We start from the raw sequence: 13,466 nt of genomic DNA, 5'->3' as shown, positions 1-13,466 counted from the left end.
CGGGCTCCCCTGTTCCGTCGCACGACGGCTCCCCCGTTCCGTTGACCGGAACGGCGAATGACAGCGTGCGGCTCCGCTGGCGAGGCTTGCGCCGAAGTACCCGGCCGGAAGTGTCGCGTATTCGGGGAGCCGCCGTGAAGAAGCCATTACTGTCACCTGTTTCACCCATTTCGGGTGACGCCGAGTATCTGACCGGAATGAGACTGGGCGCATATCTCGGCCTGGTGCGGGAGCAGTTCCCGGAACTCCATCGGGATCTGCGTTTCGACCGGGACGGTGCCGCCCGGGCACTGGAGTCACTGACCCGCCTGTTCAACGAGTTCGAGGTCGACGACCCGGAATCGGGCCGCGGGGACTCCTACCGCCGGGCCCAGCAGCACACCGCCGTACGCCTGACGGGAATCCGGCGGTTGTTCGAACTGGCGGGCGGGGTACGGGAGTTGCGCCGGCTGCCGGCCTCCTGGCGGGTGCTGGACCTGCTGGCGGGCGACGGGCTGCTCGCCCGGGCCCTGCTGACACTGGCGCCGCAGGTCCGCGACGGCGTGATCAGCAGCGATGTCGCCCGGCACATGGTGTCGTCGGCGCTGGCCGCGGGGCTGCCGGCGGTCCGCCAGGACGCCCGGTACCTGTTCCTCCGGGACGCGTGCGTGGACGCCGTCGTGCTGGCCTACGGCAGTCATCATGTGCCGCCAGGCGACCGGCGGGCCGTGTTCCTGGAGGCCGCCCGCGTGCTGCGGCCGGGCGGCCGGCTCGTCGTGCACGACTTCGAGGAGGGCGCACCCTCGGCACGCTGGTTCTCCGAGGTCGTCCACCGCAACTCGGCGGCCGGACACGCGTACGCACATTTCACGGAGGCCGACCTGCGGCGGGACCTGATCGCCGCCGGGCTCGGGGACCATCAAGTCCACCGTATGTACGACCCGTTCGTCATGCGGGCGGACACCCGCGAGAAAGCCGTCGAGCAACTCGCCGACTACGTCCACGACATGTACGGGCTGACCGTACTCGGCCGGGACGGGGCGGACCGGGAGAAAGTCCGCGCGCAGGTGTGGGAACTCTGCGAGGACTGCTTCCGATTCGGTCCCGACGAAGGGCCGAGCGACGGCGGTTCCGTGGAATGGCGCCGCTCGCCCGCCGTGTACCGCTCACGGGACAAGAACGAATGGACAGCGGAGATTCCGCGTATCGCGCTCGTCGCCGTCGCCGTCGCGTAGCGGGCGACGGACGCTGAACAACCCGACGGGAAATAGGAAAGCGGAGCGAACTTCACAGCGGGAAACGCCACTTGGGGGGTTGCGGGAATGTGCGGAATCGCCGCGGAGATACAGCCGCGGGTACGGGGAGAAGTGGATGTCGTACGCGTAGAGAAGATGCTCGCGGAGATCAGGCACCGCGGAGATCCGGAGAACGCCGGCGCGGCCCGCGCGCTGCCCGGGGCGGCGCTGGGCTGCAACCGGCTCGCGATCGTCGACCGGGGAGCGGCCGAGCAGCCGATGTCCGACGGCGGCGATCTGTGGGTGACGTTCAACGGGGAGATCTACAACCACACCGCGCTGCGCGAGGAGTTGCGCAGCCTGGGCCATGTCTTCCGGACCGAGTCGGACACCGAGGTGCTGCTGCACGGGTACACCGAGTGGGGCCGGGAGCTGCCGGGCCGACTGGACGGCATGTTCGCCTTCGTGGTGTACGACGTGGGGCGGCGGGAGTTCCTGGCCGCGCGGGACCGGATCGGCGTCAAGCCGCTCTACCGGTGCGGGCAGGGGGACGCCCTGTACTTCGCGTCCGAGCTGAAGTGCTTCCTGCCGCTCGCGCTGGACGCGGAGGAGTTCCCGCCCGGCCACTGGACGGACGGGCAGGACACGGTCCGCTATCACCACGAGCCCCAGAGGCGGCCGTCCGGAACGAGCCGTGAACTGGCCGCCGAGTTCGGCCGCCGGCTGGACAGGGCCGTACGCAAGCGGGTGGACACCGATCTTCCGGTGGGCGTCATCTACAGCGGCGGCCTCGACAGCGCCTCGGTGCTGGCCCTCGCCGCCCGGCACCACCCGGACGTCACCGCCATCTCGGTGGGCTTCCCGGGCTCCGAGGACCTGGAGTTCGCCGTGCGGTCCTGCGCGGAACTGGGCATCCGACACGTGGTGCGGAACCTGACCCTGGACGACCTGGTGCGCGACCTGCCCCGGCGGGTCCGGGAGACGGAGACGTTCGAGACGGTCGACCTGATGGACGCCTCGGTGATGGCGCCCGCCTTCGAGGCCGCCCACGAACTGGGGCTCAAGGTCGTCCTGGTGGGCGACGGCAGCGACGAACTCCTCACAGGCTACGACCTGTTCCGCACCCACCCCGACCCGGTGGAGCTGATGCGCTACCGGGTGGGCAATCTGCGCCGCACCGATCTCCAGCGCGTCGACCGGGTGTCGATGCACCACACCGTCGAGGCCCGGGTGCCCTTCCTGGACCGTGACGTGGTCGACTTCGCCTGGCGGCTGCCGATGGACGTCAAGTACCGCGACGGCACCGAGAAGTGGATCCTGCGCGAGGCCATGGCCGACATCCTGCCGTCGTATCTGGCCGAGCGGCCCAAGATCCGGATGCCCGAAGGCACCGGCCTGTACTACCAACTGCTTGAGCATGTACGGCAGTTGGAGCCCGGCAGCACGCTCGACCGGCACCCGGGGCTGCTGGAGCGGCTCGGACTGGACCAGCCGGAGGCCGCGTACTTCCTGGACCTGTACCTGAGCCTGGGCCACCCGGTGCCCACGTCCCGCTACAAGCGGCCCGGTTGGGACTTCTCCCCCAACGGCTACTTCGTGTTCTCCGGCGCCGGGGCGAGGTGAGTCGCGTGCCGAAGTCGACGGTGCTCCTGGTGTACGCGCGCGGTGGGCCGCCGCCCAGCGAGGCCGTGCCGAAGGTGGCGGCCACCGCGGGCCGCCGCGTCCATCTCCTGCTGCTCGACCCACTGCCCGCCACCGCGACCGACGCGGTCATGCCGTGCTGCGACTCGGTCACCGATCTGACCGGGACCCGGCCCGAGCCGCGCCAACTCATCGACACAATCGTCGAGTTGGCGCGGTTCACCGCGGCGGAGGCGGTCCTGACCTTCTCCGAGTTCGCCCTCCTCGCGGTCGCCGAGGCCTGCGAAAGGCTCGGGCTGCGCGGCCCCGGCCCCGGCGCGCTCCAGGCCCGCAGCAAGCGGCTGATGCGGCGGACCTGGGAGGCGGCCGGGCTGCCCGTACCGCGCTTCCGCTGGGTGGACTCGCTCGCCGACCTGGAACGCGCCTGGGCCGCGCTCGCCCCGCCCGTGCTGCTCAAGTCGGCCTGGGGCGCCGGTTCGATCGGCCAGGTGATCCTGGAGGAGGCCGCCCAACTGCCCGGCGCCTGGGAGCACATGCGCGGCGCGCTGAGCGCGGCCCGGGCCCGGGGCATGAGCGAACTCAAGGCCCGCGAGGCCGACTTCGAGCTGATCGCGGAGGAACTCATCCCGGCCACCACCGAGTCCTGGTACGACCGGCCCGGCTACGGCGACTACCTCAGCGTCGAGGGCATGGTCGTCGACGGCGTGTACCACCCGGTGTGCGTCACGGGCCGGCTGCCGACCGTCGCCGACTTCACCGAGCTGGGCAACATGGCGCCCTGCGTCCTGCCGGAGGAACTCCAGCACGAGGTGGCCGAGGTGTCCCGGCGGGCGGTGGACGCGCTCGGGCTCGCCACCTGCGGCACACACACCGAGCTCAAACTGATGGCGGACCGCCGGCTGTGTCTGCTGGAGACGGCGGCCCGTTTCGGCGGGCTGCTGCTCACCCAGCAGATCGAGGCCATCCACGGGGTGGACCTGGTCGCCGCGCTCACCCGGGCACACCTCGGCCAGGACCCGGGCCTGCCCGACGGCCTGCTGACCGGCCGCGGGCGCTGCGCCGCCGGTTCGGTGAACGTCCTCGCGACCGACTCCCGGGGACGGCCGTGGACGACCCGGCCGGTGTTCACCCCCGAAACGGTGGACTGGGACCGGCTGTTGTCCCCCGGCAGCCGGATCCGGGTGGCCCCCGATTTCACGGTCCCGTCCGGCACCCGACTGCACGGCTACCGGCCCGGCCACGGTTCCCTCAACCTGGCGGGCGTCCTGCTGCTCACGGCACCGACCCCGGAGGTGCTGCTGCGGGACGCGGGGGCGGTCCTGGACGGCTTGGAGACGGGGCTGGCGGAGGCGGCGGGGCAGGAGCGGTCGGCTTCCGTCGCGCATGGCTGACGACGGCTCCGGGTCACCCACCACTCCAACGGGGGTGCGGGCACACCCCGTTGAGGGTTCCGGAGCGCCGCGCGTCGGTCCCGTGACGACCTGGCGCGTGGCACCGGCCGGGGCCCGGGTCCTGATCGGCGGCATGTTCGTCAACCGGCTCGGCGGCTTCGTCCAGGTGTTCATGGTGCTGTACCTGACGGGGCTGGGGTTCTCCGCGACGGAGACGAGCGCGGTGCTGGGCGCGTACGGCGCGGGTTCGGTGGCCGGGGTGCTCGTGGGCGGGCGGCTGTGCGACCGGATCGGCGGGCGGGCCACGATCGTCGGTTCCATGGTGCTGTCCTCGGCGCTGTTGCCGTCGGTCCCGTATCTCCGCGATTTCTCCGTCCTGTTGCCGGTGCTCGCGCTACAGGCGGCGGCGGGGCAGGCGTACCGGCCGGCCGCGGCCGACCTGCTGAGCCGGATGCTGCCGCCCGACCGGCAGGTGATGATCTTCGCGATGTACCGGCTGGCGATCAATCTGGGCGCCGCCGCGGCCCCGCTCCTGGGCGCGGCGCTCATCGCGGGCTCGTACACGCTGCTGTTCTTCACCGAGGCGGCGGTGAGCCTCGCCTACGCGGCCGTGGTCGCGCGCCACGTGCCCCGGGAACGCCACCGGCCGCCCACCGCCCACCCCGCGCAACGGCCGGGCGGCTACCGCCCGGTCCTCGCCGACCGGCGCTACCTGCTCCTCCTCTTCGCGATGCTGACCAGCACCCTGATCTATGTGCAGTACCTGTCCGCGCTGCCGCTCGCGGTACGGGACCGGGGCCTCTCGCCCACGGTGTACGCGGCGCTCATCACCGTCAACGGCCTGGTGGTCGTGGCCTTCGAGCTGCCGATGACGAGGTTCACGCAGCGGTGCCGGGTGCGCCCGGTGGTCGCCGCGGGCACGGCACTGACCTGCCTGGGCATGGCCCTGTACGGCCCGTCGTGGGGCGTCGCGGGCCTGGTCGCCGGGACGGTGGTGTGGTCCTTCGGCGAGGCCGTCTCGGCCCCCACCCTGTTCCTGGCGTATCCGGCCCGGGCGGGCCCACCAGAACTCCGGGGCCGCTACCTGGGTGCGGCCAACGCGATGTACGGCCTCGGCGCGGCCCTGGGCCCGGTCCTCGCGGTAGCCGCGTGGGGGCACTTCGGCGCCGCGCTGTGGTGGTGGTCGGCCGTGGCCGGGCTGGTGGCCGTACCCGCGGCATGGGCAGGCGTACGCCCGGGCACACATGGCGACGCGTCACGGGCGGACCGGGGAGGCGCAGGCCAGGACGGCCGCAAACCCCCCGGATCGACCGGCAGTTGACCCGCGCCGGACCGGTCACCGCACCCGTCGCACCGGCCGGCGCCCGCCCGGGCCGCGCACGGCGACGCCTCCCGCGCGGGCCGGGCGGCACGGTCCAGTTGACTCGGCGTGCGGGTATGGCCAATGATCCCCGCCATGTCACCCGCAGCCTCCGCCTCCCCCGGCGCCTTCGCCGCCCTGAACTTCGGGCGGCTCGCGGTGATGGGCACGGTCACCGTGCTGATCCTGATCGCCGGGGTGTGGGGCTCGTGGCCGACCGCGCACAACGTGATGCTGACCAAGGGCCGCGAGAGCGGCACGATCGAGGTCACCGCGTGCGGCGACGCCACCTGCACCGGCCCGTACACCCCGGTCTCGACGGGATCGAAGGCCCGCGCCGAGGTCGTCATCGACCACACGGTCGCGGTGAAGAAGGGCCAGACGTACACCGTCGTCGTGCGTCCCGGCACCGACGAGGTCATGCGCTCCGGTCCCGCCGGCGTCCTCTACGCCTGGGTGCCCCTCGGCGGCGCCCTGTTGCTGGCCTCGGTGGTGGTGGCGGGCGGGCTGCGGCTGACCCGGGCCGCGTGGGTGCTGGCCGGGACGGGGATCGCCTTGCTGACGGCCGCGTTCCTGGCGCTCTGAACGGTCGTAGGACATACGGCAGGACAGGAGGATGCCCCCGTGCGCTCACGGGGGCATCCTCATGTGGGTCAGCCGGTGTTGCGCAGACCCGCCGCGACACCGTTGACGGTGAGGAGGAGGGCGCGGCTCAGCAGCGGGTCGGGCTCGGCGCCGGCCGCCGCTTCGTCTCGCTGGCGCTTCAGCAGCGTCACCTGGAGATACGAGATCGGGTCGAGGTAGGCGTCGCGGATGGTGAAGGTCTGCTTCAACACCGGGGTGGCGTCGAGGAGTTCGGCCTCGCCGGTGACACGGAGCACCTCGGCGACGGTCAGGTCGTGCTCGGCCCGGATGGTGTCGAACACGTGCTTGAGCTCGTCCGGGACGAGGGTGTCGACGTAGTGCTGGGCGATCCGCAGGTCCGTCTTCGCGAGGGTCATCTCGACGTTGGAGATGAAGTTGCGGAAGAAGTGCCACTGCTCGTGCATCTCGTCGAGCACGCCCTCTCCTCCCAATGTCGCCGTCAGGCCCGCCTCGCGCAGCGCCTTCAGGCCGGAGCCGACACCGAACCACCCCGGCACGATCTGCCGGGACTGGGTCCAGCCGAACACCCACGGGATGGCGCGCAGTCCGTCGAGCGAGACGCCCGAGCCGGGGCGGCGGGAGGGCCGCGAGCCCAGGTGCAGGTCGGCGAGCTGGTCCACCGGCGTGGAGGCGAGGAAGTACGTCGGAAGGTCCGGGTCCTCGACGAGCCTGCGGTAGGCGGCGTGGGCGGCGTCGCTGACCACGTCCATGGCCGCGTCCCAGCGGGCCAGCGCCTCGTCGGACTGGCGGGGCGAGGTGTGCAGCGCGGAGGCCTGGAGGGTTGCCGCGACGGTCAGTTCGAGGTTCTCGCGGGCCAGTGACGGCACGAGGTACTTGTCGGAGATGACCTCGCCCTGCTCGGTCACCTTGATCTCGCCCTCCAGCGTTCCCCACGGCTGGGCGAGGATCGCGTCGTGGGACGGGCCGCCACCGCGGCCGACGGTTCCGCCGCGACCGTGGAACAGGCGGAGGCGGACGCCGTAGCGGTGGGCCACGTCACGCAGGCGGCGCTGCGCCCGGTGGATCTCCCACTGACTCGTCGTGATGCCACCGAACTTGGAGGAGTCGGAGTACCCGAGCATGACCTCCTGCACGTCCCCGCGCAGCGCGACCAGGCGCCGGTAGGACGGATCGGAGAGCATGTCCTCAAGGATGGTGTCGGCGGCCTTCAGCTCGTCCGTGGTCTCAAGGAGCGGCACGATGCCGACCTTCGCCCACCCGGAGTGCAGGTCGATCAGCCCGGCCTCGCGGGCCAGCACGGCGGCGGCGAACACGTCGTCGGCGCCCTGGCACATCGAGATGATGTACGACTCGATGACCTCGGGCCCGAACACGGCGAGGGCCTTCTTGACGGTCTCGAAGACGCCGAGGGTCTTCTCACCGGCCGCGTCGACGGGCGCCGGGGTGGGCGCGAGCGGACGGCGCGACCGCAGCTCCTTGGCGAGCAGCTTGGTGCGGTACTCGCGGGGCATGTCGGCGTACCGCCAGGACTCCTCGCCGAGCCGGTCGAAGAGCTGGCCGAGCGCGTGGTGGTGGGCGTCCGCGTGCTCGCGTACGTCCATGGTGGCGAGCTGGAGGCCGAACGCGCCGAGCGTGCGGATCGTACGGTCCATGCGGCCGTCGGCGAAGAGGCCGCCGCGGTGGGCGCGCAGCGAGGTCTGGATCAGGGTGAGGTCGTGCAGCAGCTCGGCGGTGCCGAGGTAGTCGCGGCCGTCATCGTGCGGGGTGCCCTTGGCCAGCCGGCTCTTGGTGTTCTCCAGCTTCTGCCGGATGCAGGTGGCCTTGAGGCGGTAGGGTTCCTCGGCGTTGAGGCGCTTGTAGCGGGGGCTGATCTCGGGCAGCCGCTCCAGGTCGGTCCGGAGGGAGGTGAGCAGCTCCTCCGTCGCGCCCGTGTAGCGGATGGAGTTGGAGAGGAAGCCGCGCAGCTCGTCGATCGTCTCCAGGGCGTCGTTGATGCCGTGCTCGTGCTGGAGGATCAGGACGTCCCAGGTGACCTGGGGGGTGACGTTCGGGTTGCCGTCGCGGTCGCCGCCGATCCAGGTGCCGAAGGTGAGCGGGCGGGTGTCGTCGGGCAGCTTGACGCCGACGCGCTCCAGCTCGGCCGTGAGGTCTTCGAGGACGTCGCCCACGGCGCCCGCGTGCAGCTCGTCCAGGTAGTAGATGGCGTTGCGGGCCTCGTCGGCGGGCTCCGGGCGTACGACGCGCAGCTCGTCGGTCTGCCACACCAGGTCGATGTTCTCGGCCAGCCGGGTGTCGTAGCGGCGGCGGTCGGACTCGATGACCGGGGTCTCCAGGAGCGTGGCGATGCGCCGGAGCTTGTTCAGGACCGACCGGCGCGCGGCCTCGGTGGGGTGCGCGGTGAAGACCGGGCGGACGTTCAGGTTCTTGACCGTCTCGCGCAGGTGGTCGGGGTCGGCGTCCTTGAGGCGGTCGGCCGTACGGGCGAGGAGACCGCCCTCGGCGGCACGGCGGGCGCGCAGCTCGCGGCCGCGGTGCACCTGCTCGGTGACGTTGGCCAGGTGGAAGTAGGTGGAGAAGGCGCGGACCAGCTTGGCGGCGGTCTCCAGCTCGGTGCCGCGCAGCAGCTCGGCGGCGGCCTCGCCGTCCTCCCGGGTGAGGCGGCGGACCTTCTCGACCAGTTCGAGCAGCTCGGGGCCCTCCTGGCGGACGAGGGTCTCGCCGAGCAGGTCGCCCAGTCGCCGGATGTCGGCGCGCAGCTCATTGTTGGTCGTGGTGGCCTGGTCGTCGGCACTGCTCACAGGTGCGGCTCCTTGCAGTGTTTGAAGCTCGTCTGGAGGGAACCCGGACGGCGGTCCCACGGCGGCTGCCGCATACGGGACGGACATCCGGGAAGAAAACAGAGCGGACCGCGCTGTCCGACCGACACCCAGGATAGGTGTCCACTCTGACGCGCGGTCTCACGGGCTTCGTCCACCGGTCGACGCGCTGCCATACTTACGTCGCCGTAGGTTACGGAACCGTAGGGAAGTCCATGCTGAACTGTTGCTGCCCGGCTCCCGCCGTCCGACGCTCCGCCTCCACCTCCGAACCCCACAGGGGACGCCCATGACCACGAGCTCCGATGTGATCGACGACGCCCCGCGGGCGAACGACGACGGCACTCCGCTTCTCGCCGCCACGCGGGGCGGCGAGAAGAAGGGGTCGTTGGAACAACTCACTCTTCTCCTCTTCATCACCGTCCCGTTCCTGGCCCTGCTCGCCGCGGTGCCGCTGGCGTGGAGCTGGGGCGGGGTGAGCTGGCTGGACCTCGGCCTGCTGGTGTTCTTCTACTACCTGGGCTGCCACGGCGTGACGATCGGCTACCACCGGTACTTCACGCACGGCTCCTTCAAGGCGAAGCGCCCGCTGCGGATCGCGATCGCGATCGCCGGGTCGATGGCGGTCGAGGGGCCGCTGGTGCGCTGGGTGGCCGACCACCGCAAGCACCACAAGTTCTCCGACGCGGACGGCGACCCGCATTCGCCGTGGCGCTACGGCGAGACGGTGCCGGCGCTGATCAAGGGCCTGTGGTGGGCGCACATCGCGTGGATGTTCGACGAGGAGCGCACGCCGCAGGAGAAGTACGCCCCGGACCTGATCAAGGACAGGACGATCCGGGCGATCTCCCGCCAGTTCATCTTCTGGACGATGCTGTCGCTCGCGCTGCCGCCGCTGATCGGCGGACTGGCCACGATGTCCTGGTGGGGCGCGTTCACCGGCTTCTTCTGGGGCTCGCTCGTGCGGGTCGCGCTGCTGCACCACGTCACCTGGTCGATCAACTCGATCTGCCACGCGGTCGGCAAGCGCCCCTTCAAGTCACGTGACCGCTCGGGCAACGTGTGGTGGCTGGCGATCCTGTCCTGCGGCGAGTCCTGGCACAACCTGCACCACGCCGACCCGACGTCCGCGCGGCACGGTGTGATGCGCGGCCAGCTGGACTCCTCGGCGCGGATCATCCGCTGGTGCGAGCAGCTCGGCTGGGCCTATGACGTGCGCTGGCCGTCACGCTCGCGTATCGATTCGCGCCGTATCTCCGGTACGGACGGCTCTCAGCCCCGGAAGGAGTCGGCGGAGGCGGCATGATTGACGCCGTGGCGACCGATCCCAGCAGCACCCCGAGCAACGAGAAGCCCCGACGCGCGCGCCGCACCCGGATGACGGGAGCCGAGCGCCGGGCCCAGCTGCTGGAAGTCGGCCGCACGCTCTTCGCGACGAAGGGCTTCGAGGCGACGTCGGTGGAGGAGATCGCGGCGAAGGCCGGGGTCTCCAAGCCGGTGGTCTACGAGCACTTCGGCGGCAAGGAGGGCCTGTACGCGGTGGTCGTGGACCGCGAGATGCGCCGCCTCCTCGACATGGTGACCAGCTCGCTGACGGCCGGCCACCCCCGCGAACTCTGCGAACAGGCGGCCTTCGCCCTCCTCGACTACATCGAGGAGTACACGGACGGCTTCCGCATCCTGGTCCGCGACTCCCCCATCCCCCAGTCCACCGGCTCCTTCGCGTCCCTGATCTCGGACATCGCGACGCAGGTCGAGGACATCCTGGGCCGCGAGTTCAAGAGCCGGGGCTTCGACGCCAAGCTCGCCCCCCTCTACGCCCAGGCCCTCGTCGGCATGGTCGCCCTGACCGGCCAGTGGTGGCTGGACGTCCGCCGCCCGAAGAAGGCGGAGGTCGCCGCCCATCTGGTGAACCTGGCCTGGCACGGGCTGGACGGGCTGGAGTCGAAGCCACATTTGATAGGGCGCCGAAAAAGCTGAACCCGTGGGTACGGAGACACCCGTAAGTACGGAGAAAGTGGTGGGGCCCCTGCTTCTCAGCAGGGGCCCCGCCACTGTCGTCCGCCTCCGGCACGTCAGCGCTTGAAGGCGTCCTTGGCCTTCTCCTTGGCCTGCCGAGCGTCACCCTTGGACTTCTCGGCCTGCCCCTTGGCCTTCATCGTCTCGTTCCCCACGGCCCGGCCCACGGTCTCCTTGACCTTGCCCTTGGCCTGTTCCTTCTTGGCCTTGGCCTTCTCGTCCTTCGCCACGGTTCATCAACTCCCGGTCGGATCGGAACTCGGTACTCGGAAACTCGGCGCCACCGACCGGGTAGCCGCGACAGCGAGGGACAAACACCGATCAGACGTCCGACTCCAGGAACTCCAGCCGGTTCCCCACCGGATCCTCCGAGTAGAAACGCCGGTACCCCGGCAGATCCTCGTCCCAAGTGACGGACGCCCCAAGGGACTTCAGCCGAGCCGCGTACGCCTCGATGCCGGTCACGCGGAGCCCGGGGTGGGCTTTCCGCGCCGGGCGGAAGTCAGCCTCGATCCCCAGGTGCAGCTGGACCGCCCCCGCCCCGAACCAGCACCCACCCCGCGCCGCCAGCACCGGCGGCTTGGGGATCTCGGTCATCCCGAGGACGTCGACGTAATACCTCCGCAGCGCGTCCTCCGAGCCCGGCGGGGCCGCCAGCTGCACATGATCCACGGCCGTGAGCACCCCTCACGCCTCCTTGCGGGCCACCGCGAACAGGCGGCGGAACGGGAGGACCGTGCCGTAGTCCGCCGTCGGGTACGCCTCGCGGAGGAGGTCGCGGTACTCCGTCACGAAGGCGTCCCGCGCCTCCGGGTCGTCGGCCAGGGCGGTCAGGACCGGGCGCAGGCCGGTGCCCTTGACCCAGTCGAGGACGGGGTCGTCGCCGGGGAGGATGTGCTGGTACGTCGTCTGCCAGACGTCCGGCACGCAGCCCAGGCGGGCCAGGTGGTCCAGGTAGACACCGGGCGCGTGGACCGAGTCCTCGCGGCGCAGGACCTCGCCCAGCCGCCCCTTCCAGCGGGCGCTGCCCGCCAGTTCGCGCATCAGGGCGTGCAGGGGTGCGTCGATGTTGTCCGGCACCTGGAAGGCGAGGGTGCCGCCGGGGGCGATCGCGGAGACCCAGTCGCCGAACCGGTCCAGGTGACCCGGCACCCACTGGAGCGCCGCGTTCGACACGATGAGGTCGTACGTCTGGGTCGGCACCCACTCCGTCGCGTCCGCGTGGGCGAAGTCGAGCCGGCCGCCGCCGGAGGTGGGACCGGCGTAGGGCTCGGTCCTGGCGAGCATCTCGGGTGAGTTGTCGTAGCCGGTGATGTGCGCGGTGGGCCAGCGGTCGGCGAGGACGGTGGTCACGTTGCCGGGGCCGCAGCCGAGGTCGGCGATCCGGGGCGCGGCACCGGGGAGGTCGGTGACGCGGGCGAGGAGGTCGGCGAACGGGCGGGCGCGGTGGCCGGCGTGGCGCAGGTACTGAGCGGGGTCCCAAGTCGTCATGGCTTCTACTTTCCTCGACCACATGTCTTGATGTCAAGAGACTTGATATCAAGAGACTTCATGTCGACACAACCACTACACTGATCGTCATGGAGGACGAGGTCGATCGGCTTGTCGCAGCGTGGCGCCGGGAGCGCCCCGACCTCGACGTGGAGCCACTTGAGGTGCTCAGCCGGGTGAGCAGACTGGCCCGGCACCTGGACCGGGCCCGCCGGCTGGCGTTCGCCGAGCACAGCCTGGAGCCCTGGGAGTTCGACGTGCTGACGGCGCTCAGGCGCGCGGGCAGCCCCTACCAGCTCTCCCCCGGCCAGCTGCTGACCCAGACCCTCGTCACGTCCGGCACGATGACGAACCGCATCGACCGGCTCACGAAGAAGGGCCTGGTCGAGCGGCTTCCCGACCCCAGCGACCGCCGGGGCGTGCTGGTCCGCCTCACCGAGGAGGGCCAGGACCGCGCGGACCAGGCCCTGGCCGGCCTGCTGGCCCAGGAGCGCGCGATCCTCGCGGAACTCTCCCGCACCCAACGGGGCGAACTGGCAGGCCTGCTACGCCAGTTGACCGCCCCGTTCGACAACATCCCCGGCTAGGTCGACGACTCCGACACCCGCGCGCCGGGCCAGTGTCACCGCAGCGAGGGTGAAGGGACGCCCGGTTCACCGAGCACGTGCGGCACCCTCCCACACCCAACAGGCCAAACCGGCAGGCCTGCTACGCCAGTTGACCGCCCCGTTCGACAACATCCCCGGCTGGGCCGACCGGGCCCACGACCGCGCGTGCGACCGCCGCGAGGGTGAACCGGACGCCCATCCTGCCCAGCACGTGCGGAACCCTCCCGCACCCGACAGAGCGAACCGGCAGACCTGCTACGCCAGTTGACCGCCCCGTTCGACAACATCCCCGGCTAGTTCGACGGCTCCGACACCCGCGC

Annotated in this window: 12 protein-coding genes and 1 pseudogene; 8 read left to right on the top strand and 5 right to left on the bottom strand. The window is 71.2% G+C overall.

Going from position 1 to position 13,466, the window contains the following annotated elements; translation table 11 throughout:
• Nucleotides 1-197: 197 nt before the first annotated feature.
• The 5 genes from OG194_RS27455 (at nucleotide 198) to OG194_RS27435 (ending at nucleotide 6,191) form a co-directional block, all read left to right on the top strand.
• On the top strand, nucleotides 198-1,214 hold the full coding sequence (locus OG194_RS27455; RefSeq protein WP_327403462.1) for a class I SAM-dependent methyltransferase: 1,017 nt from the start codon (nucleotides 198-200) through the stop codon (nucleotides 1,212-1,214).
• A 132-nt stretch (nucleotides 1,215-1,346) separates the two neighbouring features.
• A complete protein-coding gene (locus OG194_RS27450) occupies nucleotides 1,347-2,837 on the top strand; it encodes an asparagine synthetase B family protein (RefSeq protein WP_327403461.1) in 1,491 nt (496 codons plus the stop codon).
• Nucleotides 2,838-2,842: 5 nt separating this feature from the next.
• Entirely contained in the window at nucleotides 2,843-4,246 is a 1,404-nt protein-coding gene (locus tag OG194_RS27445; protein WP_327403460.1) for an ATP-grasp domain-containing protein, read from the top strand.
• An 82-nt stretch (nucleotides 4,247-4,328) separates the two neighbouring features.
• Nucleotides 4,329-5,567, top strand: a complete 1,239-nt coding sequence (locus tag OG194_RS27440) for an MFS transporter (RefSeq protein ID WP_327403459.1) — start codon at nucleotides 4,329-4,331, stop codon at nucleotides 5,565-5,567.
• Nucleotides 5,568-5,690: 123 nt separating this feature from the next.
• On the top strand, nucleotides 5,691-6,191 hold the full coding sequence (locus tag OG194_RS27435) for a hypothetical protein (RefSeq protein ID WP_327403458.1): 501 nt from the start codon (nucleotides 5,691-5,693) through the stop codon (nucleotides 6,189-6,191).
• Between the two features lie 68 nt (nucleotides 6,192-6,259).
• Here the strand turns inward: OG194_RS27435 and ppc are convergent, their stop codons facing one another.
• Nucleotides 6,260-9,010, bottom strand: coding sequence for a phosphoenolpyruvate carboxylase (gene ppc / locus OG194_RS27430; protein WP_327403457.1), 2,751 nt, complete (start codon nucleotides 9,008-9,010; stop codon nucleotides 6,260-6,262).
• Between the two features lie 307 nt (nucleotides 9,011-9,317).
• Between ppc and OG194_RS27425 the strand changes: the two genes are divergently transcribed.
• Together OG194_RS27425 and OG194_RS27420 are read left to right on the top strand one after the other, a co-directional pair.
• On the top strand, nucleotides 9,318-10,334 hold the full coding sequence (locus OG194_RS27425) for an acyl-CoA desaturase (protein WP_327403456.1): 1,017 nt from the start codon (nucleotides 9,318-9,320) through the stop codon (nucleotides 10,332-10,334).
• A complete protein-coding gene (locus OG194_RS27420) occupies nucleotides 10,331-11,008 on the top strand; it encodes a TetR/AcrR family transcriptional regulator (protein WP_019064642.1) in 678 nt (225 codons plus the stop codon). The genes OG194_RS27425 and OG194_RS27420 overlap by 4 nt, the downstream gene beginning before the upstream one ends.
• 95 nt (nucleotides 11,009-11,103) lie before the next feature.
• Here OG194_RS27420 and OG194_RS27415 read toward each other — a convergent pair whose 3' ends face one another.
• The 3 genes from OG194_RS27415 to OG194_RS27405 form a co-directional block, all read right to left on the bottom strand.
• The gene (locus OG194_RS27415; protein ID WP_327403455.1) at nucleotides 11,104-11,277 is read right to left on the bottom strand and encodes a CsbD family protein; all 174 of its coding nucleotides are present in this window, start codon (nucleotides 11,275-11,277) and stop codon (nucleotides 11,104-11,106) included.
• A 91-nt stretch (nucleotides 11,278-11,368) separates the two neighbouring features.
• Nucleotides 11,369-11,731, bottom strand: coding sequence for a VOC family protein (locus OG194_RS27410; protein WP_327403454.1), 363 nt, complete (start codon nucleotides 11,729-11,731; stop codon nucleotides 11,369-11,371).
• A gap of 3 nt (nucleotides 11,732-11,734) precedes the next feature.
• On the bottom strand, nucleotides 11,735-12,538 hold the full coding sequence (locus OG194_RS27405) for a trans-aconitate 2-methyltransferase (RefSeq protein ID WP_327403453.1): 804 nt from the start codon (nucleotides 12,536-12,538) through the stop codon (nucleotides 11,735-11,737).
• An 89-nt stretch (nucleotides 12,539-12,627) separates the two neighbouring features.
• Between OG194_RS27405 and OG194_RS27400 the strand changes: the two genes are divergently transcribed.
• Nucleotides 12,628-13,125 (top strand): MarR family winged helix-turn-helix transcriptional regulator, encoded by a 498-nt coding sequence (locus OG194_RS27400; RefSeq protein ID WP_327403452.1) that lies wholly within the window; start codon nucleotides 12,628-12,630, stop codon nucleotides 13,123-13,125.
• Here the strand turns inward: OG194_RS27400 and OG194_RS27395 are convergent.
• A pseudogene (locus OG194_RS27395) lies at nucleotides 13,084-13,176 on the bottom strand (DNA-binding response regulator); the annotation flags it as partial. The gene OG194_RS27400 and the pseudogene OG194_RS27395 sit on opposite strands and share 42 nt — an antisense overlap.
• Between the last annotated feature and the right edge of the window lie 290 nt (nucleotides 13,177-13,466).

It is taken from the genome of Streptomyces sp. NBC_01288, from assembly GCF_035982055.1.
GTDB lineage: Bacteria > Actinomycetota > Actinomycetes > Streptomycetales > Streptomycetaceae > Streptomyces.
This window is presented reverse-complemented; position numbering and strand designations above follow the sequence as displayed.